This is a genomic window from Pseudomonas sp. CFII64 (genome assembly GCF_000416235.1).
GTDB lineage: Bacteria > Pseudomonadota > Gammaproteobacteria > Pseudomonadales > Pseudomonadaceae > Aquipseudomonas.
The window spans coordinates 1-21,226 of the sequence record NZ_ATLO01000009.1 but is presented as its reverse complement, the minus strand read 5'-3'; the positions used below and the strand labels follow the sequence as shown (position 1 = coordinate 21,226).

21 protein-coding genes are annotated in these 21,226 nt (G+C 59.8%); 10 read left to right on the top strand and 11 right to left on the bottom strand.

The genetic code is table 11. From position 1 onward, the window contains the following. The first annotated feature begins 18 nt into the window (after positions 1 to 18). From rodA to lipA, 7 genes are all read left to right on the top strand, one after another. Positions 19 to 1,122, top strand: coding sequence for a rod shape-determining protein RodA (rodA, locus tag CFII64_RS04610; RefSeq protein ID WP_052026574.1), 1,104 nt, complete (start codon positions 19 to 21; stop codon positions 1,120 to 1,122). 5 nt (positions 1,123 to 1,127) lie between these two features. Next, on the top strand, positions 1,128 to 2,147 hold the full coding sequence (mltB, locus tag CFII64_RS04605; protein ID WP_371106421.1) for a lytic murein transglycosylase B: 1,020 nt from the start codon (positions 1,128 to 1,130) through the stop codon (positions 2,145 to 2,147). Then, complete coding sequence (locus tag CFII64_RS04600; RefSeq protein ID WP_020289598.1) at positions 2,147 to 3,166, top strand: septal ring lytic transglycosylase RlpA family protein; 1,020 nt, start codon at positions 2,147 to 2,149, stop codon at positions 3,164 to 3,166. The genes mltB and CFII64_RS04600 overlap by 1 nt, the downstream gene beginning before the upstream one ends. Before the next feature lie 236 nt (positions 3,167 to 3,402). Then, positions 3,403 to 4,563 (top strand): D-alanyl-D-alanine carboxypeptidase family protein, encoded by a 1,161-nt coding sequence (locus tag CFII64_RS04595; protein WP_020289597.1) that lies wholly within the window; start codon positions 3,403 to 3,405, stop codon positions 4,561 to 4,563. 92 nt (positions 4,564 to 4,655) lie between these two features. After that, positions 4,656 to 4,931 (top strand): DUF493 domain-containing protein, encoded by a 276-nt coding sequence (locus CFII64_RS04590; RefSeq protein WP_020289596.1) that lies wholly within the window; start codon positions 4,656 to 4,658, stop codon positions 4,929 to 4,931. Further along, positions 4,931 to 5,578: a lipoyl(octanoyl) transferase LipB gene (gene lipB / locus CFII64_RS04585; RefSeq protein ID WP_020289595.1), complete on the top strand. Its 648-nt coding sequence runs from the start codon at positions 4,931 to 4,933 to the stop codon at positions 5,576 to 5,578. The genes CFII64_RS04590 and lipB overlap by 1 nt, the downstream gene beginning before the upstream one ends. Position 5,579: 1 nt before the next feature. After that, entirely contained in the window at positions 5,580 to 6,611 is a 1,032-nt protein-coding gene (lipA, locus tag CFII64_RS04580) for a lipoyl synthase (RefSeq protein ID WP_020289594.1), read from the top strand. A 204-nt stretch (positions 6,612 to 6,815) separates the two neighbouring features. On the opposite strand, the gene CFII64_RS04575 is transcribed toward lipA, so the two are convergent. The 5 genes from CFII64_RS04575 to leuS form a co-directional block, all read right to left on the bottom strand. Continuing rightward, a complete protein-coding gene (locus tag CFII64_RS04575) occupies positions 6,816 to 8,144 on the bottom strand; it encodes a lytic murein transglycosylase (protein ID WP_020289593.1) in 1,329 nt (442 codons plus the stop codon). A gap of 85 nt (positions 8,145 to 8,229) precedes the next feature. After that, positions 8,230 to 8,385 (bottom strand): alternative ribosome rescue factor ArfA, encoded by a 156-nt coding sequence (arfA, locus tag CFII64_RS04570; RefSeq protein WP_020289592.1) that lies wholly within the window; start codon positions 8,383 to 8,385, stop codon positions 8,230 to 8,232. Positions 8,386 to 8,498: 113 nt separating this feature from the next. After that, positions 8,499 to 9,536, bottom strand: a complete 1,038-nt coding sequence (gene holA / locus CFII64_RS04565; protein WP_020289591.1) for a DNA polymerase III subunit delta — start codon at positions 9,534 to 9,536, stop codon at positions 8,499 to 8,501. Positions 9,537 to 9,578: 42 nt separating this feature from the next. Continuing rightward, complete coding sequence (lptE, locus tag CFII64_RS04560) at positions 9,579 to 10,184, bottom strand: LPS assembly lipoprotein LptE (protein WP_020289590.1); 606 nt, start codon at positions 10,182 to 10,184, stop codon at positions 9,579 to 9,581. A gap of 88 nt (positions 10,185 to 10,272) precedes the next feature. Then, on the bottom strand, positions 10,273 to 12,879 hold the full coding sequence (gene leuS / locus CFII64_RS04555) for a leucine--tRNA ligase (protein WP_020289589.1): 2,607 nt from the start codon (positions 12,877 to 12,879) through the stop codon (positions 10,273 to 10,275). A gap of 313 nt (positions 12,880 to 13,192) precedes the next feature. On the opposite strand from leuS, the gene CFII64_RS04550 reads away from it, so the two are divergent. Beyond that, positions 13,193 to 13,564 (top strand): hypothetical protein, encoded by a 372-nt coding sequence (locus tag CFII64_RS04550; RefSeq protein ID WP_020289588.1) that lies wholly within the window; start codon positions 13,193 to 13,195, stop codon positions 13,562 to 13,564. Between the two features lie 88 nt (positions 13,565 to 13,652). Further along, positions 13,653 to 14,414 (top strand): YdcF family protein, encoded by a 762-nt coding sequence (locus CFII64_RS04545; RefSeq protein WP_020289587.1) that lies wholly within the window; start codon positions 13,653 to 13,655, stop codon positions 14,412 to 14,414. Positions 14,415 to 14,518: 104 nt separating this feature from the next. Here the strand turns inward: CFII64_RS04545 and lnt are convergent, their stop codons facing one another. The 5 genes from lnt to miaB all read right to left on the bottom strand — a co-directional run bounded on the left by lnt (position 14,519) and on the right by miaB (position 20,010). Further along, positions 14,519 to 16,039, bottom strand: coding sequence for an apolipoprotein N-acyltransferase (lnt, locus tag CFII64_RS04540; RefSeq protein ID WP_020289586.1), 1,521 nt, complete (start codon positions 16,037 to 16,039; stop codon positions 14,519 to 14,521). Between the two features lie 28 nt (positions 16,040 to 16,067). Continuing rightward, entirely contained in the window at positions 16,068 to 16,910 is an 843-nt protein-coding gene (locus CFII64_RS04535) for an HlyC/CorC family transporter (RefSeq protein WP_020289585.1), read from the bottom strand. Positions 16,911 to 16,915: 5 nt separating this feature from the next. Beyond that, positions 16,916 to 17,416 (bottom strand): rRNA maturation RNase YbeY, encoded by a 501-nt coding sequence (gene ybeY / locus CFII64_RS04530; RefSeq protein ID WP_020289584.1) that lies wholly within the window; start codon positions 17,414 to 17,416, stop codon positions 16,916 to 16,918. Next, positions 17,409 to 18,431 (bottom strand): PhoH family protein, encoded by a 1,023-nt coding sequence (locus CFII64_RS04525; RefSeq protein WP_020289583.1) that lies wholly within the window; start codon positions 18,429 to 18,431, stop codon positions 17,409 to 17,411. The genes ybeY and CFII64_RS04525 overlap by 8 nt, the downstream gene beginning before the upstream one ends. Positions 18,432 to 18,681: 250 nt before the next feature. Continuing rightward, a complete protein-coding gene (miaB, locus tag CFII64_RS04520; RefSeq protein ID WP_020289582.1) occupies positions 18,682 to 20,010 on the bottom strand; it encodes a tRNA (N6-isopentenyl adenosine(37)-C2)-methylthiotransferase MiaB in 1,329 nt (442 codons plus the stop codon). 132 nt (positions 20,011 to 20,142) lie between these two features. On the opposite strand from miaB, the gene CFII64_RS04515 reads away from it, so the two are divergent. Continuing rightward, a complete protein-coding gene (locus CFII64_RS04515; protein ID WP_020289581.1) occupies positions 20,143 to 20,469 on the top strand; it encodes a DUF1820 family protein in 327 nt (108 codons plus the stop codon). A gap of 35 nt (positions 20,470 to 20,504) precedes the next feature. Here the strand turns inward: CFII64_RS04515 and CFII64_RS04510 are convergent, their stop codons facing one another. Further along, the gene (locus tag CFII64_RS04510; protein WP_020289580.1) at positions 20,505 to 21,053 is read right to left on the bottom strand and encodes a tetratricopeptide repeat protein; all 549 of its coding nucleotides are present in this window, start codon (positions 21,051 to 21,053) and stop codon (positions 20,505 to 20,507) included. Positions 21,054 to 21,226: the final 173 nt, after the last annotated feature.

Here is a 21,226-nt window from a genome sequence, read left to right as displayed (position 1 = left end):
CTGTCCAGCGAAGATGTGATGCGCCGTCGCGCCACCTTCCTGCAGCGCATCCATATCGACGGCCCGCTGCTGATTCTGTTGCTGACATTGGCCGCCGGCAGCCTGTTCGTGCTGTATTCGGCCAGCGGCAAGAACTGGGATCTGCTGATCAAGCAGGCCAGTTCGTTCGGCATCGGCCTGTTGTCGATGGTCATCATCGCGCAGCTGGAGCCGCGTTTCATGGCGCGCTGGGTGCCGGTGCTCTATGTGCTGGGCGTTCTGCTGCTGGTGGTGGTGGATGTGATGGGTCATAACGCCATGGGCGCGACCCGCTGGATCAACATCCCCGGCGTGATCCGCTTCCAGCCCTCGGAATTTCTCAAGATCATCATGCCGGCGACCATTGCCTGGTATTTGTCGAAACGCACGCTGCCGCCGCATCTCAAGCATGTTGCGCTCAGCCTGGGGCTGATCGGCATTCCGTTCGTCCTGATCGTGCGCCAGCCGGACCTGGGCACCTCGCTGCTGATTCTGGCCTCGGGGACCTTCGTGTTGTTCATGGCTGGCTTGCGCTGGCGCTGGATCATCAGCGTGATCGCTGCCGCTGTGCCGATCGCCGTGGCGATGTGGTTCTTCATCATGCACGACTACCAGAAGCAGCGAATCCTGACCTTCCTCGATCCGGAAAGCGATCCGCTCGGCACCGGCTGGAACATCATCCAGTCCAAGGCGGCCATCGGTTCGGGCGGCGTGTTTGGCAAGGGCTGGCTGCTGGGCACCCAGTCGCACCTGGATTTCCTGCCGGAAAGCCACACTGACTTCATTATTGCGGTACTGGGCGAAGAGTTCGGCCTGGTGGGGATTTGCGCGCTGCTGCTGATTTACCTGCTGCTGATCGGGCGCGGTCTGGTCATCACCGCTCAAGCGCAGACTTTGTTCGGCAAATTGCTCGCGGGCAGCCTGACAATGACATTTTTTGTTTACGTTTTCGTCAACATCGGTATGGTCAGTGGCCTGCTGCCGGTTGTGGGCGTGCCGCTGCCCTTCATTAGTTACGGCGGAACTTCGCTGGTGACCCTACTGTCAGCGTTTGGAGTTTTGATGTCGATTCACACACATCGTAAGTGGATCGCACAGGTTTGATTAAGGTGAAGAATTCCATGCAAGTAGTGCGTAACTGGGCTCGATATGCTCCGTTGGTCGGCCTGGTGGGTATCCTTGGATCTGTTCAAGAGGCATTGGCAGGGGATTACGAAGGCTCGCCGCAGGTTGCGGAGTTCGTCGCGCAGATGACTCGCGACTACGGCTTCGCTGGCGAGCAGTTGATTGACGTGTTTCGTGAAGTGGAGCGCAAGCAGGCGATCCTCGACGCGATTTCCCGCCCAGCCGAACGGGTCAAGCAATGGAAGGAATATCGTCCGATGTTCATCACTGACGCGCGCATCGCGCGAGGTGTGGATTTCTGGCGGCAGCACGAGGCCGCGCTGGCCCGTGCCGAACAGGAATACGGCGTTCCGGCCCAGGTGATCGTGTCGATTATTGGCGTCGAGACGTTTTTCGGGCGCAACACCGGCAACTATCGGGTCATCGACGCCTTGTCCACGCTGGGCTTTGACTATCCGCCGCGTGCCGATTTCTTCCGCAAGGAGCTGCGCGAGTTCCTGCTGCTGGCCCGCGAACAGCAGGTCGATCCGCTGACGCTCAAGGGCTCGTATGCCGGTGCCATGGGTTTGCCGCAGTTCATGCCGAGCAGTTTTCGCGCGTACGCCGTGGATTTCGACGGCGACGGCCACATCAATATCTGGACCGATCCAGAAGACGCCATCGGCAGTGTCGCCAGTTACTTCAAGCGCCATGGCTGGGTCGCTGGCGAGCCGGTGGTCAGCCTTGCCAGTGTGCGCGGCGACCGGGTCGACGAAGGATTGAGTCCGGGCATTGATCCGGTAAAGAACGTTGGGGAGTTGCGAGCGTTGGGTTGGGCGAGTCATGATGCGCTGCGCGATGACCTGCCGGTGACCGCATTTCGCCTTGAGGGCGATAAGGGGCCGGAATACTGGCTGGGTCTGAAAAATTTTTATGCAATCACGCGTTATAACCGCAGCGTGATGTACGCCATGACCGTGCATCAGCTGTCTGAATTATTGGTTCAAGCTCGGGGCGTCAAGTAATGCCGGCAATGCCGATTCGCACACCGCTGAAGTTGCTGTCCTACGCTGCGCTCGCGTTGCTGGTGGTGAGTTGTTCCTCCAATACCAGCCGTTCACCGCAAAAAGGCGGCGCCACAGTGCGTAATATGCCCGGTCTGGATATCAACCGGGCGCACAAGGACGGCGCGCCGTGGTGGGATGTCGACGTGTCGCGCATTCCCGACGCCACGCCAACCCTGCACAACGGGCCTTATAAAGCCAACCCGTACACCGTGCTGGGCAAAACCTATTTCCCGCTCAATGATTCCCGACGCTATGTCGCCTCGGGCACGGCGTCCTGGTACGGCACCAAATTCCATGGTCAGAACACCGCCAACGGCGAAGTGTACGACCTGTACGGGATGAGCGCCGCGCACAAGACCCTGCCGCTGCCGAGCTATGTCCGGGTGACCAACCTGGACAACAACCGCACGGTAATCCTGCGCGTCAATGATCGCGGACCGTTCTATTCCGACCGCATCATCGATTTGTCCTATGCCGCTGCCAAGAAGCTCGGTTATGCCGAATCCGGCACGGCCAGGGTCAAGGTCGAAGGCATCGATCCTCAAGAGTGGCTGGCCCAGAACGGCCGTCCGGCGCCGCTGTTGCCGAATCAGCCGCAGGTTATCGCCCAGGCCACGCCGCCGGCGCTGACCGTTTCGGCGGGCACCATCGAACAATACACGCCACCGCCGCAGCAGCACGCGGCGCCGGCTGTCCCGTTGCAGGTCGACGCAAAAAAAAACGCTTCCGGACAAGCGTCTGGGCTATTTCTCCAGGTGGGAGCCTTCGCCAATCCGGACGCTGCGGAACTCCTGAGGTCGAAGCTCAGCGGGATGGTCCGGGCACCGGTTTTCGTCAGTTCGATCGCACGCAATCAGCAAACGCTGTATCGGGTGCGGATGGGACCGATCGACACGCAGGGTGAAGCCCAGCAATTACAGAACAGCGTCAGGTCAGCCAATCTTGGTCAGCCTAGCGTCGTGACATCAGATCAATAGTCGGTGCGGTTTCGGAGTGATCCGAGGCTGATCGACTGGCGGTTTCCACAGACGCGCATTTGCCGGCAGAGCATGCGTTTGCGGCAACTGTATGCAAGTTTGTCTGTCGAACAGACGACCTTGTCTGCCAGGATCAGAGCCTGGCGTAGCAGGTCGTGAAAAGTGTTTTCGCTTTCACCGCCTGATCAGCTTTGCCCGTGAGGGCATGTTTGCCCATTAGCAATTTCGAGAGACGGATGAACATCACCACCTTTGCAAAACGCTTGTGCCTGCTTGTACCGCTGATCATCACGCCTGCCGCCTGGGCGGTTGAACAGATGACACCCGCCGCGCCGCAACTGGCTGCCAAGGCCTATGTGCTGATGGACGCCACCAGCGGCAACGTTCTGGTCGAGAACAACGGCGACCAGCGTCTGGCGCCTGCGAGCCTGACCAAACTGATGACGGCCTATATCGCCACCCTGGAAATCCGTCGCGGTCAGATCGGCGAGAACGATCCGGTTACCGTCAGCGAGAACGCCTGGCGTACCGGCGGTTCGCGGATGTTCATCAAGGTCGGCACCCAGGTCACGGTCAGCGATCTGCTGCACGGCATCATCATTCAGTCGGGTAACGACGCCAGTGTTGCGCTCTCTGAGCACATCGCCGGCAGCGAAGACGCGTTCGCCGACATGATGAACAAGACGGCCGCCGATCTGGGCATGACCAACAGTCACTTCATGAACCCGACTGGCCTGCCGAACCCGGAGCACTACTCTTCGGCGCACGACATGGCGATTCTGGCCCGGGCGATCATTCACGAAGATCCGGCTCACTACGCGATCTACTCGCAGAAAGAGTTCTTCTGGAACGGCATCAAGCAGCCTAACCGCAACCTGCTGCTGTGGCGCGACAAGACCGTTGATGGTCTGAAAACCGGTCACACCGACGAAGCAGGCTATTGCATGGTGTCTTCGGCAGTACGCGATGGCATGCGTCTGATCGCAGTGGTGTTCGGCACCAACAGCGAACAGGCCCGTGCGGCTGAGACCCAGAAGTTGCTGACTTACGGTTTCCGTTTCTTCGAAACCCAGAACTTCTACCAGAAAGGCACCGAGCTGGCCCAGGCTCCAGTCTGGAAAGGCGCAGAGCATCAGGTCAAGGCTGGCCTGGCTGAAGATCTGAGCATGACCATGCCCAAAGGCGAGATGAAGAAGCTCACCGCCAGCATGACCATGAACCCGCAGCTGGTTGCGCCAATCGCCAAGGGCGACGTGATCGGTAAAGTTGAAGTGAAAATGGAAGACAAGGTGGTTCACACGGCCAACCTGATCGCGCTGGAACCGGTCGAGGAAGGTGGTATTTTCCGTCGAGTGTGGGATAGCATCCGCCTGTTCTTCTACGGCTTGTTCAACTGACATCCCAAGAAATCAATGCCGACCTTCTCGCGCCCGCTCATACCCTGAGTGGGCGCGTGTCCGTCGTCACGGCTTGTGAGACCTTTACTGCCATGACTGATTCCGACGTTAAGTCGCACAAAATCGAATTTCCCTGCGATGACTACCCGATCAAAGTGATCGGCGACACCACCGTGGGCTTCACCGACGCGGTGATCGAGATCCTGGCCAAATACGCCACGCTCGATATCAAGACCCTGGCCGAGCGCCAAAGCAGCAACGGCAAGTACACCACCGTTCAGCTGCATATCATTGCCACGGGCGAAGACCAATTGCGCGATATCAATAGCGCCCTGCGCGCTACCGGTTTCGTGCACATGGTGCTCTGATGACCGGCACCCTGGGTTTTCGTGATCCCGGGCTGGTCGAATACGAGCGTGCCTGGCATGCCATGCAGCGCTTTACCGACGAACGCGGTAAAGAGGTGCAGGACGAAGTCTGGCTGGTCCAGCACCCGCCGATCTTCACCCAGGGGCAGGCCGGCAAGGCCGAGCATCTGTTGCTGCCGGGCAATATTCCGGTCATACAGGTCGATCGTGGCGGCCAAGTAACCTATCATGGCCCCGGCCAACTGGTTGCTTACCTGATGCTGGACGTCAGGCGCCTTGGCTTTGGCGTGCGTGATCTGGTTTCCCGGATCGAACGCAGCCTCATCGCAGTGCTGGCCAGTTACGGTGTAACGGCCGCCGCGAAACCCGACGCACCGGGTGTTTACGTCGATGGAGCGAAAATCGCGTCCCTGGGACTGCGAATTCGCAACGGTTGTTCCTTCCATGGTCTGGCGTTGAACGTCGACATGGACCTTGAACCGTTTCGACGGATAAATCCCTGCGGATATGCGGGGCTGGCGATGACCCAGCTACGTGATCATGCAGGCCCGATTGAATTTGCCGAGGTTAGTGCCCGGCTGCGCGCGCAGCTCGTCAAACACCTCGACTATGCTGAGCAGACGACCCTCACGGGCGGAATCGATTGATATGACTACTGCGACCGACATTGCTGAGAGCCCCGTGCAAAACCTGATCCCGACGCTTGATGTTTCCGAGCGTGTGGCCCGCCCGAAAGTCGAAGCCGGCGTGAAACTGCGCGGCGCGGAAAAGGTTGCACGGATTCCGGTAAAGATCATTCCAACCGTCGACCTGCCGAAGAAGCCTGACTGGATTCGTGTGCGCATCCCGGTTTCCCCCGAGGTTGATCGCGTCAAGCAACTGCTGCGCAAACACAAACTGCACAGCGTCTGCGAAGAAGCGTCCTGCCCGAATCTGGGCGAGTGCTTCTCCGGCGGCACCGCGACCTTCATGATCATGGGCGACATCTGCACCCGTCGCTGTCCGTTCTGCGACGTCGGCCACGGCCGTCCGAAGGCGCTGGACGTCAACGAGCCGGTGAACCTGGCTGTCGCCATCGCTGACTTGCGTCTCAAGTACGTGGTCATCACTTCCGTGGACCGCGACGACCTGCGTGACGGCGGTGCCCAGCACTTTGCCGACTGCATCCGTGAAATCCGCAAGCTGTCGCCGAACGTGCAACTGGAGACACTGGTTCCGGACTATCGCGGCCGCATGGACATCGCCCTGGAAATCACCGCTGCCGAGCCGCCGGATGTGTTCAACCACAACCTGGAAACCGTGCCGCGTCTGTACAAGGCCGCGCGCCCTGGCTCCGATTACCAGTGGTCGCTGACCCTGCTGCAGCGCTTCAAGCAAATGGTGCCGCACGTGCCGACCAAGTCCGGCTTGATGCTGGGCCTGGGCGAGACCGACGAAGAAGTCATCGAAGTCATGAAGCGCATGCGCGAACACGACATCGACATGCTGACGCTGGGTCAATACCTGCAACCGTCGCGCAGCCACTTGCCAGTCGAACGCTTCGTGCATCCGGACGTGTTCGCCTGGTTCGCTGAGGAAGGCTACAAGATGGGCTTCAAGAACGTCGCGTCCGGCCCGTTGGTACGTTCCTCGTACCACGCCGACGAACAGGCCAAGACAGCTGTCAAAGCCATGTCGTAAGGCAACGCCGAAAACAAAAAAGGGCCGGATAGTGATATCCGGCCCTTTTTTATTATGTTTTTCCCGTCCTTTGTGGGAGAGGACTTGTCCTCGATGGGGCAACCCGGCCAACCTCAATCTGCCTGATAGCACTTCATTGTCTGGCAATCCTTTCGAGGACGAGTCCTCTCCCACCAAAGCACTTCACATGCCCGCAGGACGTTTTCAAGGCTTGCGCAACGTCTCCAGCAACTCATGCGTCGGGTAGCCGTCAGCAGGCCAGCCGTAGGATTGCTGGGCGCTGCGAATGGCCTTGCGGGTGTTGGCGCCGATAATCCCGTCTGGCGTGCCGGCGTCGTATTGCTTGGCCGAGAGCAGGCTTTGCAGTTCGATGCGCTCAGATCGGCTCAGGGGCGTGTCGTCGCGCGGCCATTCACCCAGAACGAAGCCGCCGCCTTTGAAGCGCTCGGACAGCAAGCCGATGGCCAGAGCGTAGGACGACGAGTTGTTGTACTTGAGGATGGCACGGAAGTTATCAATCACCAGAAACGCGGGGCCGCGATAGCCAGCAGGCAACAGCAGTGCCGCCTGTTGCTGATCGGTGCCGGCCGGCAAAGGCGAACCATTGGCCAGGCTTACGCCCAGTTGCTGCCATTGGGCGAGGCTTTTGCGCGTCGAGGCATCGGCCAGTGCGTAATCGAATCCTGACGACAGCTTCACCTCATAGCCCCAGGTCTGGCCGCGCTGCCAGCCTGAGCTTTGCAGGTAGTGCGCCGTGGAGGCCAGGGCGTCCGCCGGGGAGTTCCAGATATCCCGGCGACCGTCGCCATCGAAGTCCACGGCGTGGGTGTTGTAGGTGGTCGGAATAAATTGTGTCTGGCCCATGGCGCCACCCCACGAACCGAGCATTCGGTCCGCGCTGATATCGCCATGCTGGATAATCTGCAATGCCGCCAGCAATTGATCCTGAGCGAAGCCGCGCCGACGGCCTTCATAGGCCAGGGTCGCCAATGAGCGAATCACTGATTGCGAGCCCTGGAACTGGCCGAAGTTACTCTCCATGCCCCAGACCGCCACCAGCGCCTGGCGATCCACGCCATAACGCGTCTCGATGTTCTGCAATACATCGGCATATTGATTGAGCAATGCCTGACCTTTACGCACCCGCGCGGCGGATATCGCGCCGTCGAGGTATTCCCAGACCGGTCGAGTGAACTCCGGCTGGCTGCGGTCAGCCTTGACCACGCTCATGTCCGGCGTCACGCCAGCGAAAGCGTTGTCGAAAATGTCAGGCCTGATGCCCGCCTGCAAAGCCTGGGCGCGAAAGCCTGCTTGCCAGTCACTGAAACTGATGGTCGGCTGGATATCGAGGTTCGCATCGACGGCAATAACCGGAGCGACAGGCGCAACAGGCGCAACAGGCAGCGTGCTGGCAACTGGGAGAGGCGTGGCGTCGGCTGCGGTGGGTTTTTCCGCGCAGGCAACTAACAGGATAAGGCTTGAGGCGGCGATCAGTTGGCGTAACTGCCAACGTCGGGAAAAACAAGAGGGCATGCTTGGGTCCAAGGTATTACCGATAGGTGCAGACCTTAACACGCCAGCCCGATCTAAGGGGCGTCGGGGGGGAAGTCGCCGTGTTTCAAGCCGCCAGAAGGTAAGAAGCCTCCCAGCTTTTAGACTGGAAGGCTTCGCGGCGGTAGCTGCCCTTACCTTTGCCGGGTTGTTCCTGACGGCTGCGGAACAATGGCTGGGCGACGATGGATTTGGCCTTGTTGGCCCGCTTTGGTTTTTTCATGACCGATGCTCTCTTGGGTGGGATTGAACGCGGGCAATCATCCGGCAGAGAAGGGCGTGTGTCTAATAGATGTGTGCTATGGAAGGGCGGGCGATTATCCAACGAGCTTCAGATCACTCCGCCGGCAACGCCAACCTTTGCCCGGCCATCAGCAACGCCAATCGGGTCAGGCTGCTCCAGGGCGAGCCGGCGGCCTGGCCTTTGATTTGTGCGTCGATGCGTTGCGCATCCATCAGCAGTTCATTCCAGCGTTTGGCCGAGTGGCGTTGCAGGGCTTTGCTCATCAACGGTTTGCGCTTGTCCCAGATCGGCGGGCGGGCCGAGCTGAAAGCTTTGTCCAACGGCACGCCCTGGCTGAATTGCAGCGCCAGGTTTGCCAGCACGCGCAGTTCCCGGGACAGGGCCCAGAGAATCACCGGTGGTTCCACGCCTTCGCCCCGCAGGCCTTCGAGCATGCGCAAGGCGTGAGCGGCTTCGCCGTTGAGCACTGCGTCGGTCAGGCCGAAGACGTCGAACCGCGCACTGTCAGCCACCGCAGCCTGCACGGTTTCGACGGTGATCTGGCCTTCTTCGGCCATCAGCTTGAGCTTTTCGATTTCCTGAGCCGCCGCCAGCAAGTTGCCTTCAACCCGCGCGGCGATCAGCTCCACCGCGTCCTGAGTTGCGGCAAGCCCGGCCTGAGACAGGCGTTGGCGAATCCATTGCGGCAACTGGCCAATATCCACCGGCCAGATCTGCACGAATTGCGTCTGCGCGCCTTCGACCAGGGCTTTACCCCATTTGGTCTTTTGCGCGCTGCCGTCGAGTTTCGGCAGGCTGATCAGCAGCAAGGTGTCTTCGGCGGGGCGTGCGCAGTACTCCATCAACGCCGCTGCACCCTTGTCGCCGGGCTTTCCGGAAGGCAGACGCAGTTCCAGCAGGCGCCGTTCGGCAAACAGCGACATGCTGGCACCGGCCTGCAACAGCGTGCCCCAGTCGAAACTGGCATCGGCGCTGAACACCTGACGCTCGTCGAAGCCTTGCAGGCGCGCCGCAGCACGAATCGCATCGGCAGCTTCCTGGCACAGCAGCGGGTCGTCGCCGCTGACGATATAGACAGGCGCGAGTGTGCCTTGCAGGTGTTTGGAGAGTTGGGCTGGGGTCAGCTTCATAAGTCAGAAGATGTTTGGGGCCAGCAAGCTGGCCCCAAACATTTAGCGCGACGGGATTTCGATAGGCGACTGTTGCGGTGTTTCGTCGCGGACTTTCTGTGCGGCTTCCAGTGCGTCGGCTTCGGCCTTGGCAACGGCATCGGCTTTCTGCTGGAGTTCGTCCAGGCGAGCTGGCGACAGACGGCTCAGCGCTGCGACCATCTTCTGCACTTGTTCGTTACGCATTTCGTTACGGATCTGCGCCGCTTCCTGGTCGGAGCCGATCAGGTTGTTGCCGTCATGCACGTAAGTCTTGTCGGTCTGGACTTTGCCGCCGGTCAGCAAGCGGTCTTTCTCGCCGTGGATTTCATAGTTGAGCACGGTGGTCAGCGAGTATTCAGCCGAGCGCGCGGAGCCTGAATAGCTCGCTGTACGCTGGGATTCCTGCTCGTCGGTCAGGACCAGTTTGTAGGGCGCGCCGGTGTAGATCTTGACGCCACCGCCTTCCAGAACACGGCGCAGCTGGCTCACGGTTTCGCCGTAAGCGTTACGTGCGCTGAGATCCAGTTCCTTGATCGCGATCTCGTTACTGCCGGTGCCACGCAGCTGGAAGCCACAGGCGCTCAACAGCACGGCGAGGCCCATAACCAGCAAATTGCGTTTGATCATCTTGATGCTCCCCTTGAAACCGTATGGGCCGACAGTGCGTCCCTGGAAATATGTTCAGCGCCCGATCGATACCGGGCGCTTGATCCCATCAGCTTGCGACGATATTGACCAGTTTACCGGGCACCACGATCACTTTGCGGATGGTCAGGCCATCGGTGAAACGCAAGACGTTTTCGTTGACCCGGGCCGCCGCTTCGACTTCTTCACGAGTCGCGCTGGCAGGCATTTCAATGTGGCCGCGCAGCTTGCCGTTGACCTGAATCACCAGTTGCAGGCTGTCCTGCACCAGCGCGGTCTTGTCCAGAATCGGCCAGCCCGCATCGATGATCGGCGTGTTGTGGCCCAGTTCGGTCCACAACTGATGGCTGATGTGCGGGGTGATCGGCGCCAGCAGCAGGGCAACGGTCTGCAGACCTTCCTGGAGCAAGGCGCGATCCTGTGGCGAAGCCTGCGGGGCTTTTTCCAGGACGTTCATCAGGGTCATCACTTGCGCGATGGCGGTGTTGAATTTGTGGTGCTGGCCGACATCCTGGCTCGCTTGCTTGATCGCCTGGTGGATGGCGCGGCGGATGACTTTCTGCTCGTCATTCAGCGTGGCGATGTCCAGTGCGCCCGGCAGGCCTTGTGCGACGTGGGCTTGCGCCAGACGCCAGACGCGACGCAGGAAGCGGTGCGAACCTTCGACGCCGGAGTCGGACCATTCCAGGCTCATGTCAGGTGGCGAAGCGAACATCATGAACAGGCGGCAGGTGTCTGCGCCGTACTGATCGATCATCGACTGCGGGTCGACGCCGTTGTTCTTCGACTTGGCCATCTTCTCGGTGCCGCCGATCTCCACCGGCAGGCCGTCGCTGATCAGCTTTGCGCCAATGATCTTGGCCTTGCTGTCGCGTTCCAGCTCGACGTCAGCCGGATTGAACCAGGTCTTGCTGCCATTGGCCTCAAGACGGTAATAGGTTTCGGCGATGACCATGCCTTGGGTCAGCAGGTTCTTGAACGGCTCGTTGGAGCTGAGCAAACCCTCGTCGCGCATCAACTTGTGGAAGAAGCGCGCATAGAGCAAGTGCAGGATCGCGTGTTCGATGCCGCCGATGTACTGGTCTACCGGCAGCCAGTGGTTGGCTGCGGCCGGGTCGACCATGCCGCCTTCGTAATGCGGCGAAGCGTAACGCGCGAAGTACCACGACGACTCCACGAAGGTGTCCATGGTGTCGGTTTCGCGTTTGGCCGGTGCGCCGCATTTCGGGCAGCTGCACTCGTAGAACTCAGGCATGCGTGCCAACGGCGAACCGGCGCCGTCGGGTACGACGTCTTCCGGCAGCACGACGGGCAGCTGGTCTTCAGGGACCGGCACGTCGCCGCAGGTGTCGCAATGCACGATCGGGATCGGGCAGCCCCAATAGCGTTGGCGGCTGATGCCCCAATCGCGCAGGCGGAATTGAGTGCGGGATTCGCCGAGGTTTTTCTTGATCAGCGCGACTTCAATCGCATCGAACGCGCCCGCGAAGTCCAGGCCGTCGAACTCGCCGGAATTGATCAGCTGGCCATGCTCGTTGTAGGCGGCCTGCCAAGGTGCGGGCGTTTCATCGCCGGCACTGGTGCGCACCACAGGCTTGATCGCCAGGTCGTACTTGGTGGCGAATTCAAAATCACGTTCGTCATGGGCAGGAACCGCCATGACCGCGCCGTCGCCGTAATGCATCAAGACATAGTTGGCGACCCACACCGGGAGTTTCTCACCGGTCAGCGGGTGTTCGACGAACAGCGAAGTCGGCAGGCCCTTTTTCTCCTGGGTCGCGACGTCAGCTTCCGCGACGCTGCCGCTCTTGCATTCGTGAATGAAGGCTTGCAGCTCGGGATTGTTCCGGGAAGCGAGGGTCGCCAGCGGATGCTCGGCAGCCACGGCGACGTAGGTCGCGCCCATCAGGGTGTCTGGACGGGTGGTGAAGACTTTCAGTACGCCGGCTTCGCCAATGGACGCCTGGTCGTACGGGAACTGCACTTCCATGCCCCGAGATTTGCCAATCCAGTTGCGCTGCATGGTCTTGACCTGTTCAGGCCAGCCCGGCAACTCGTCGAGACCCGTCAGCAGCTCCTCCGCATAAGCGGTGATCTTGAAGTAGTACATCGGGATTTCGCGTTTTTCGATGATCGCGCCCGAACGCCAGCCGCGACCGTCGATGACTTGCTCGTTGGCCAGGACGGTCTGATCGACCGGGTCCCAGTTCACGGTGCCGTTCTTGCGGTAGATCACGCCTTTTTCGAACAGACGCGTGAACAGCCACTGTTCCCAGCGATAGTAATCCGGCTTGCAGGTGGTGATTTCCCGGGACCAGTCGACGCCCAGGCCCAGGCTGCGCAGCTGGGTCTTCATGTAGGCGATGTTTTCGTAGGTCCACTTGGCCGGCGCGACGTTGTTTTTCATCGCGGCGTTTTCCGCCGGCATGCCGAATGCGTCCCAGCCCATGGGCTGCATGACGTTTTTGCCTTGCATGCGCTGGTAGCGGGCGATCACGTCACCGATGGTGTAGTTGCGCACGTGACCCATATGCAGCTTGCCGCTAGGGTAAGGAAACATCGACAGGCAATAGAATGTTTCCTTGCCTGGCTGCTCACTGACTTCAAAAGACTTTTGCTCGTCCCAAAAGGATTGGGCGGCGGCTTCGATTTCGCGGGGCTGATAGAGTTCGTGCATGGCTACTTTTTACTAAGAATTGGTGACCCTTGACCTCTTCGTTGCTTCGTCGAGTCAGGTCGGCACCGCTGCCGGACAAAACGGACTGCCTGCGCGGTGCGTTCCAGCTCAAGAGAGCGGAAGTGGAATTACAGGAAGCGCCGTAGCATACATGAGCGCCGACTATCGAGGGAAACGCTGTTTGCGTGGCTGATGCGTCGAGAAGCCCCGATCAGCGCCTCGCCGCCGCCGTTGGTCGCGGCAACCGGCCGGTTTTGACAGCGGCGCTAAGCTGAATGTCGAGGGTATGTTTTATCTTCGATGAGGTGAACGGATGACAGAGTTGCAGCACACAGAAACAAACCCTGAGCTGTATGAACGTTTGATTAATCGACTTGGGCTTGCCTTGGAGATAGCGAAAACTTCGGTCCGTCTGCGCAACGAACTCCCTCAGGAGCTGGAATTGCGCGGCCTTAGTCATGCTGAATTCGAGCTTATTGAAGCGTATCTTGGAAAAGGCAAACCAGCGCCGGTCACGGTGTTGACTGGCGAGTTGAAGGGCAGCTTCATGGCTTCACGGGAACCCGCTGGGCCGGTATCGACGCCGCAACCTTCAGCCAAGGTCATCTGGCTGAAAGATCAAAAACGCGCCAAGGCATCGGCAAAGTTGAGTCGTTACAGTTCAAGCAATTTTTTTAAACGCTAGAACCTGATGCAGGCTACGCGCCTGCTGCTTTAAGCATTGTCGCTTAACGTCAATCCTCTTAGGCTTCGAGCATCTCTGGAGATGCTCGATGCCTATTCGTTATCTGCTTAAAACCCTGTTGCTGCCGCCCGGCGTTTTTTTGCTGTTGCTGGTGCTCGCCTGGTGGTTGCGTCGTTCCCGGCCGCGTCTGGCCGCTGCCTGCTTTGCCATCAGCGTCGGAGGCCTGTGGCTGATGAGTTTGCCGATTGTCGTCGAATGGGCCGCCCACGGGATCGAACAGGATGTGCCATTGCCCCGCGATCAATGGGCGAATCTGGCGCAGCAGGCGGATGCCATTGTGATTCTGGGCTCGGGCCGCGAACGCAACGACCCGACCTGGGGTGAGGATATCCCCACTGGCGTGGCCCTGGAGCGCATGCGTTACGCGGCGCAACTGGCGAAAGCGTCGGGTTTGCCGGTCCTGACCAGTGGCGGCTTGCACTATGGCGAACCGCCGAGTGAGGCGGCGATCATGGCGCAATCGCTGGAGCGCGACTTCGGCGTTGCAGTGCGCTGGCAGGAAGGCTTGAGCCGCACCACCTGGGAAAACGCCACCATGAGTGCGGCGGTGCTTCAGCCGTTGGGCATCAAGCGCATCATTCTGGTGACGCAGGCGTGGCATATGCCGCGCTCGCGCTGGAGTTTCGAGCACGCCGGTTTCACTGTAATCAGCGCGCCGGTCGGTTTTCTTGGCCGCGCCAATGCCGTGCCGTTCGGCGGCTGGCTGCCGGAAAGCAAGGCGGTGTGGCAGAACGGGCAGTTGCTCAATGAAGCGGCGGGGTTGTGGGCGTATCGGGTGTTGTATCGCTGAACGCGCGATTTTTTGTAGGACCGGCTTCAGCCGGGAGGGTCGGTGCATACAGAAATCTGTACCGCCTGCACCATCGGTCTCCGGCTGAAGCCGGTCCTACAGCCTCAAACCGTCCTGGACATCCGGCTCGCCACCAGCGCCCAGCCGATCAGCGCAATGCACAGGATCGTCAGCGGCCAGGAACGCCAGCGCAGGTAAGGCGTGAGGTTGTGCATCGGCACGACTTCGCCATACAGCACGCCACGTTCGAACTGCGGAATCTTCACGGTGATCCTGCCGAACGGGTCAATCAGGCCGGTCACGCCGTTATTGGTCGCGCGGATCATCCAGCGACCGGCTTCAAGCGCGCGCATCTGCGCCATTTGCAGGTGTTGCAATGGCCCAATCGATGTACCGAACCAGGTGTCATTGCTCACGGTCAGCAGCAGATCGCTCTGCGCTGAAAGACCTGCGGCAAACTCTGGATACACCACTTCGTAACAAATGAAGGGCGCGATCTGATAGCCCTTGGCTTGCAGCATCGGCTGATCACTCGGACCGCGCGCGAAGTCCGACATCGGCAGGTCAAAGAAGGCGATCAACCCGCGCAGAATGTCCTGCAGCGGCACGTACTCGCCGAACGGCACAAGTTTCTGCTTCAAGTAAGTGCCATCGCCTTCGCCAATTACTGTGATGCCGTTGTAGAAGCGTTTTTCGCCATGGCCACCGATCTGTCGGATCGGCACGCCGGTAATCAAGGCCGCGCCTCGGTCGGCGGCGAACTTGCCCATCATCGCCAGGTAGCCTTCCGCCGACTCCTTGAGCACTGGCACGGCGGTTTCCGGCCAGATGATCAAGTCAGCCTGCTGCGAGCGGAACGTCATGTCGCGATACAGCGCCAATTGCGCGTTCAGCTGCTCAGGGTCCCATTTCATGCTTTGTTCGATATTGCCTTGCAGGGCGGCGACTTTCAGCGGCGCGCCGGAAGGTTCGGTCCAGGCGTGATTCTTCAGCGCCAGGCCGACGATCCAGGGGCCGAGCAGCAACACCACGCCAGCGGCCAGGAACGACTTGCGCGCTCGCAAACGGGACAAATTGCACAGCAGAGCCGCCGTCAAGGCGAGCGTGAAGGACACCAGCCACATGCCGCCGACGGGCGCGAGGCCTGCCAACGGGCCATCGAGTTGGCTGTAACCGGAGTACAGCCACGGGAAGCCGGTCAGGAACCAGCCGCGAAAGGCCTCCTGCGCCAGCCACAAGGCAGCGAAGGCGAGGGCGTCGGCCAGAGGGGCTTCGTTGCGGCGAATCCAGCGTGCCCAAAGCCAGGCGGGCAGGGCGAAGAACCAGGCGATGCAGGCGATAAACAGCAGCATCAGGAAGCCGGCGAGCAATACCGACGCGCCGCCAAAATTATGAATGCTGACGTAGATCCAGCTGGTGCCCGCGCCAAACAGGCCAAAGCCGAAACACCAGCCTCGCCCCAGCGCCTGCCGAGGGCTCAGGTCACGCAAACCCAGATAGAACATCGCCAACGCCACCAGCGCCAACGGCCAGATGTCGAACGGCGCCAGGGCGAACGTGGTGAGCGCACCAGCCACCACGGCCAGCAAGTTACCGGGCCAGCCGGGGCGGGTGATCCAACGCATGTACTTTCCTTAAAACGGGCAGGGCTTTTTACGAGCGCGAGAGCGGACTCAGGCGCAGCAAGTGAATTCGACGGCTGTCAGCGTTCAGAATCCGGAAACGATACTCGCCGATTACGGTGATTTCGTTACGCTTGGGCAGATGCCCGAACGCACTCATCACCAGACCGCCAACGGTGTCGAATTCGTCATCGGAAAACTCGCTGTCGAAAAACTCGTTGAAGCTCTCGATAGGCGTCAGTGCCTTGACCAGGAAGTCGCCGCTGGGCAGCGGTTTGATGTAGCTGTCTTCCTCGACGTCGTGTTCGTCTTCGATATCGCCGACGATCTGCTCCAGGACGTCTTCGATGGTCACCAGACCCGCCACGCCGCCGTATTCGTCGATGACGATGGCCATGTGGTTGTGGTTGGCACGAAATTCACGCAGCAGCACGTTCAGCCGCTTGGATTCCGGAACGAAGGTCGCGGGGCGCAGCAATTTCTTGATATCGCCTTCGCTGCCGTTTTCGCTGAGGATCAGTGGCAGCAAATCCTTGGCCAGCAGCACGCCGAGCACGTCGTCGTGGCTTTCGCCGATCACCGGATAGCGCGAGTGCGCGGCATCGATGACCGCAGGCAGGAATTCGCGGGGCGTCTGGGTCGCCTTGATGCTGATCATCTGCGAGCGCGGCACCATGATGTCGCGCACTTGCAGGTCAGCCACCTGAATGGCGCCTTCGACGATGGCCAGCGCTTCGCTGTCCAGCAGCTTGTTTTGATGGGCTTCGCGCAGCAGCTCAAGCAGCTCCTGGCGGTTTTTCGGCTCGTGGGCAAAAGCCTGGGTCAGTTTACCCAGCCATGACTTTTGCCCGTTGCTCGATCGGTCTTCGCTCATAGCCCTTACTCGTGGTCCTTGCTTGGTGTTTCTGGATGTGGATGGTCGGCGCTTTCGTCGTCGGCATACGGGTCGGGATAGCCCAACTCCCCAAGCAACGTTCGTTCCAGTGCTTCCATTTCTTCGGCTTCTTCATCGTCGATATGGTCGAAACCCAACAGATGAAGGCAGCCATGAATCACCAGGTGCGCCCAGTGTGCGTCCAGTTCCTTGCCTTGTTCCTGCGCTTCGCGCACTACAACAGGCACACAAATGACCAGATCGCCGAGCAGCGGGATATCCAGCATCTCGTCGGGGACATCGGCCGGGAAGGACAGCACGTTGGTTGCGTAATCCTTGTGTCGCCAAGTGTGATTAAGCTCGCGGCCTTCAGTTTCATCCACCAGCCGAATGGTCAGCTCGGAATCGGCGCTGCGCGGGCGCAGGCCCATTTCGCACCAAAGGCGGAACTGGGCTTCACTGGGGGCGCTTGCTTCACTTGCCAGTTGCAGGTCCAGCTCAAGCATCGCGGCGGTATTCCCGTGAGGAATTGGCGCCAGCCGGCGGCTCGTCGCTGAAGCGGTCTTCGAAGCGCTCGTAGGCCTCGACGATGCGCTGCACCAGCGGATGACGAACGACGTCCTTGGGCTTGAAGTGCGTAAAGCTGATGCCCGGCACGTCCTTGAGCACATCGATGACATGGGTCAGGCCCGACTTGGTGCCCTTGGGCAGGTCGACCTGAGTGATGTCACCGGTGATCACCGCAGTGGAGCCGAAGCCGATCCGGGTCAGAAACATCTTCATCTGTTCGACGGTGGTGTTCTGGCTTTCGTCGAGAATGATGAAGCTGTTGTTCAGCGTCCGGCCACGCATGTAGGCCAGTGGCGCGACTTCGATGACCTGCTTCTCGATCAGCTTGGCGACGTATTCGAAGCCGAGCATTTCGTAGAGCGCGTCATACAGCGGGCGCAGGTACGGGTCGATCTTCTGTGCCAGATCGCCGGGCAGGAAGCCGAGCTTTTCGCCCGCTTCAACCGCCGGGCGCACCAACAGGATGCGTCGGATCTGTTCCCGCTCCAGCGCGTCCACGGCACAGGCCACGGCAAGATAGGTCTTGCCAGTACCTGCCGGGCCGATGCCGAAGTTGATGTCGTTGCCGAGGATTTCCTTGACGTAACGCTGCTGATTCAAGCCGCGCGGGCGAACCATGCCTTTTTTGGTACGCAAGGCCACGCCGGGTTCGGCAGCAGGGTGGTTGTCCAGCGATTCGACGCCTGATTCCTGAAGGAACAGGTGAACCAGATCCGGCGACAGCTCGGTACCTTTGGTTTCCCGGTACAGGCGGCGCAGCAGATTCTCGGCCGAAGTGGTGTGTTTAGGCTCGCCAATCAACTCGAACTGGTTTCCGCGATTGCGGATTTCGATGTCCAGGCGTTGTTCGATCAAGCGCAAATGCTCGTCGAGTTGCCCGCACAGATTTGCGAAGCGATGAGCCTCGAAAGGTTCGAGGATAAAACGATGTGGTTCGACTGGTGCGTTCAAGGTCGTTTTTAGCCGCCCTGGGGCAATTAAGGTGAAACGAAGGATAACCCCAGCGCTGCGAGTGCGAAAGCCTTGACTTGAGAAAGGTTGTGCGCAGGCTCGCCAACAAGCATCAAACAACCATTTTGAATTGGGGCGTATCCCGTAGGACCGGCTTCAGCCGGGAGGCGGCGGGTCCATTCACAGCAGCGCTTAGGTCAGCGCTCTCGCCCTCCCGGCTGAAGCCGGTCCTACGGATGTGGCGGCGTCTTCAATTCAGCAACGACCCCCGCAACGAGTGCGGTTGCGCGTCATCGATATGCACGTCGGCGAATTGGCCGATCAGCCTCGGGTTGTCGCAGCGGAAGTTGACGATCCGGTTGTTCTCGGTGCGGCCCTGGAGTTCGCCGGGGTCTTTCTTCGAATAGTCGGTGACCAGAATGCGCTGGGTGCTGCCGACCATCTGGCGGCTGATCTCGAAACCTTGCTGGTTGAGGCGATGTTGCAGCGCGGCCAGACGCTCTTTTTTCAACGCTTCGGGAGTTTCGTCCTTCAGGTCGGCGGCCGGTGTGCCTGGACGTGGGCTATAGATGAACGAGAACGAGAAGTCGAAACCAACGTCTTCGATCAGCTTCATGGTGTTGTCGAAATCTTTTTCGGTCTCGCCGGGGAAACCGACGATGAAGTCCGAGCTGATGCTGATGCCCGGTACCGCGGCCTTGAGCTTGCGCAGCTTGGACTTGTATTCCAGCGTCGTGTGATTGCGCTTCATCGCCGCCAGAACCCGATCCGAACCCGATTGCACCGGCAAATGCAGGTGTTTGACCAGTTCCGGCACTTCGGCGTGGGCCAGAATCAGGCTATCGGAGAACTCCAGCGGGTGCGACGTGGTGTAGCGAATACGGTCGATGCCGTCGATGGTCGCCACCACACGGATCAGGTCGGCAAGATCGGCAATCCGCCCGTCATGGGTAGTGCCGCGATAACCATTGACGTTCTGGCCCAGCAGCGTGACTTCACGCACACCGTTTTCGGCCAGGTGAAACACTTCCGCCACGACGTCGTCGAACGGCCGGCTGACTTCTTCGCCGCGCGTATAAGGCACCACGCAGAACGTGCAGTATTTGCTGCAGCCTTCCATCACCGACACATAAGCGCTCGGGCCGTCGACGCGGGGCTCTGGCAAATGGTCGAATTTTTCGATTTCCGGGAACGAGACGTCGACCTGCGGCAAACGCGTGAGGCGCGCGGCATCGATCATTTCCGGCAGGCGGTGCAGGGTTTGCGGGCCGAATACCACGTCCACGTAGGGCGCGCGATCACGAATCGCTGCGCCTTCCTGGCTGGCCACGCAACCACCGACGGCGATGACCATCTCCGGGTTGGCGAGTTTCAGCTCGCGCCAGCGGCCCAGTTGGGAATACACCCGATCCTGGGCACGCTCACGAATCGAGCAGGTGTTAAGCAGGATGACGTCGGCATCTTCCGCGCGGGCGGTGACTTCCAGGGCTTGATGTTCGCCCAGCAGGTCGACCATGCGCGAGCTGTCGTACTCGTTCATCTGGCAACCGTGGGTTTCGATATAAAGCTTCTTGGCCATGCGTACGTCATCAGGTGGTTCAAAGAACCGCGCATTATAGTGATGAAGCACGCCGGTTCCTACCATTCCCTGTCCAGCGGGCATGCTATAGTTCGCGCCCTCTTTTATATCCCCGACTCTTGCCCGCCCTTTATGACCAAACGCGAAGCTCCAATCTACAAGGTGATTTTCCTCAACCAGGGACAGGTGTTCGAGATGTACGCCAAGCAGATCTATCAAAGTGATCTGTGGGGTTTCCTGGAGGTAGAAGAGTTCGTCTTCGGCGAGCGCACGACGGTTGTGGTTGATCCGAGCGAAGAAAAGCTCAAGGCGCAGTTCGAGGGCGTGGTGCGCAGTTTCGTACCGATGCATGCCATTGTGCGCATCGACGAAGTCGAGCGGGTCGGCACGCCGAAAATCAGCGAAGCGCGCGGCACCAGCAACGTGATGCCGTTTCCGATGCCGATGCCGGACAAGTGATCAGCCAGTAATCGAGTTGAACGAGTGCCGCTTGCTTACGGCAATGGCGCAAACGGTGTACGACCTTCAGCCGTTTGCAGTTCCAGCAGGTATTTGCGGAAAATCTGCCCCAACACCTGGGTGGCGACTTCAAGTTCGTCGCGCTGCATGCGTTCCGACACCTCATCGGCGGCGTCCAGTGCATCCTCGGAGCCGTTGACTGCGGCCATTTTCAGCACGATATACGCCTGAATGTTATTGGCCTGTACGCCTTCACCCTTGGTGAACATCAGGCCTAGCTGATATTGCGCCTGAGGATGGCCCTGCAACGAGGCCTGCTCAAAGTAATTGAGCGCTTGGGGCAGGTCACGTGGCGCGTGTTTACCGTCGTGGTAAAACTCACCCAACTCGTATTGTGCTTGTGCATCCCCGGATTGCGCAGCCTGTTTGCACGCCGAAAGCGCTGCTGGCAGGTTGTCTGGCTGGGTATTGAGGGTGCAACGACCCACCGCTGGGATTAACAACGAGTTGCCGCCTGCGTCCGCCAGCAGGGGATGAATAAGCAACAGGCAGCCCAATGCAAGGGTGCGGCCGGTGCGGTTCATGGGAATCGACTTACCTCTGAAAAAGGTGCGGGCGTACCCGTCCAGCTAAACGTGCTGGCTGCGCATTATGAAATAAGCGAGGCCAACCTTACAAAGTCTTTACGGATTTTCTGCTGCACGGGCTTGAAATGCCTGTTTTTGCTGAAGATTGAGCGTCCGTAGGAGCGGCTTTA

Coding starts and splice junctions, on each gene's coding strand:
- CFII64_RS04575 (WP_020289593.1), bottom strand. CDS start 8,144: ATGCCCTCTTGTTTTTCCCGACGTTGGCAGTTACGCCAACTGATCGCC.
- CFII64_RS04510 (WP_020289580.1), bottom strand. CDS start 21,053: ATGAACCGCACCGGCCGCACCCTTGCATTGGGCTGCCTGTTGCTTATT.
- lipA (WP_020289594.1), top strand. CDS start 5,580: ATGACTACTGCGACCGACATTGCTGAGAGCCCCGTGCAAAACCTGATC.
- lipB (WP_020289595.1), top strand. CDS start 4,931: ATGACCGGCACCCTGGGTTTTCGTGATCCCGGGCTGGTCGAATACGAG.
- lnt (WP_020289586.1), bottom strand. CDS start 16,039: ATGCGTTGGATCACCCGCCCCGGCTGGCCCGGTAACTTGCTGGCCGTG.
- CFII64_RS04515 (WP_020289581.1), top strand. CDS start 20,143: ATGACCAAACGCGAAGCTCCAATCTACAAGGTGATTTTCCTCAACCAG.
- holA (WP_020289591.1), bottom strand. CDS start 9,536: ATGAAGCTGACCCCAGCCCAACTCTCCAAACACCTGCAAGGCACACTC.
- miaB (WP_020289582.1), bottom strand. CDS start 20,010: ATGGCCAAGAAGCTTTATATCGAAACCCACGGTTGCCAGATGAACGAG.
- CFII64_RS04590 (WP_020289596.1), top strand. CDS start 4,656: ATGACTGATTCCGACGTTAAGTCGCACAAAATCGAATTTCCCTGCGAT.
- ybeY (WP_020289584.1), bottom strand. CDS start 17,416: ATGCTTGAGCTGGACCTGCAACTGGCAAGTGAAGCAAGCGCCCCCAGT.
- lptE (WP_020289590.1), bottom strand. CDS start 10,184: ATGATCAAACGCAATTTGCTGGTTATGGGCCTCGCCGTGCTGTTGAGC.
- CFII64_RS04535 (WP_020289585.1), bottom strand. CDS start 16,910: ATGAGCGAAGACCGATCGAGCAACGGGCAAAAGTCATGGCTGGGTAAA.
- leuS (WP_020289589.1), bottom strand. CDS start 12,879: ATGCACGAACTCTATCAGCCCCGCGAAATCGAAGCCGCCGCCCAATCC.
- rodA (WP_052026574.1), top strand. CDS start 19: ATGCGCCGTCGCGCCACCTTCCTGCAGCGCATCCATATCGACGGCCCG.
- arfA (WP_020289592.1), bottom strand. CDS start 8,385: ATGAAAAAACCAAAGCGGGCCAACAAGGCCAAATCCATCGTCGCCCAG.
- CFII64_RS04550 (WP_020289588.1), top strand. CDS start 13,193: ATGACAGAGTTGCAGCACACAGAAACAAACCCTGAGCTGTATGAACGT.
- CFII64_RS04595 (WP_020289597.1), top strand. CDS start 3,403: ATGAACATCACCACCTTTGCAAAACGCTTGTGCCTGCTTGTACCGCTG.
- CFII64_RS04600 (WP_020289598.1), top strand. CDS start 2,147: ATGCCGGCAATGCCGATTCGCACACCGCTGAAGTTGCTGTCCTACGCT.
- CFII64_RS04545 (WP_020289587.1), top strand. CDS start 13,653: ATGCCTATTCGTTATCTGCTTAAAACCCTGTTGCTGCCGCCCGGCGTT.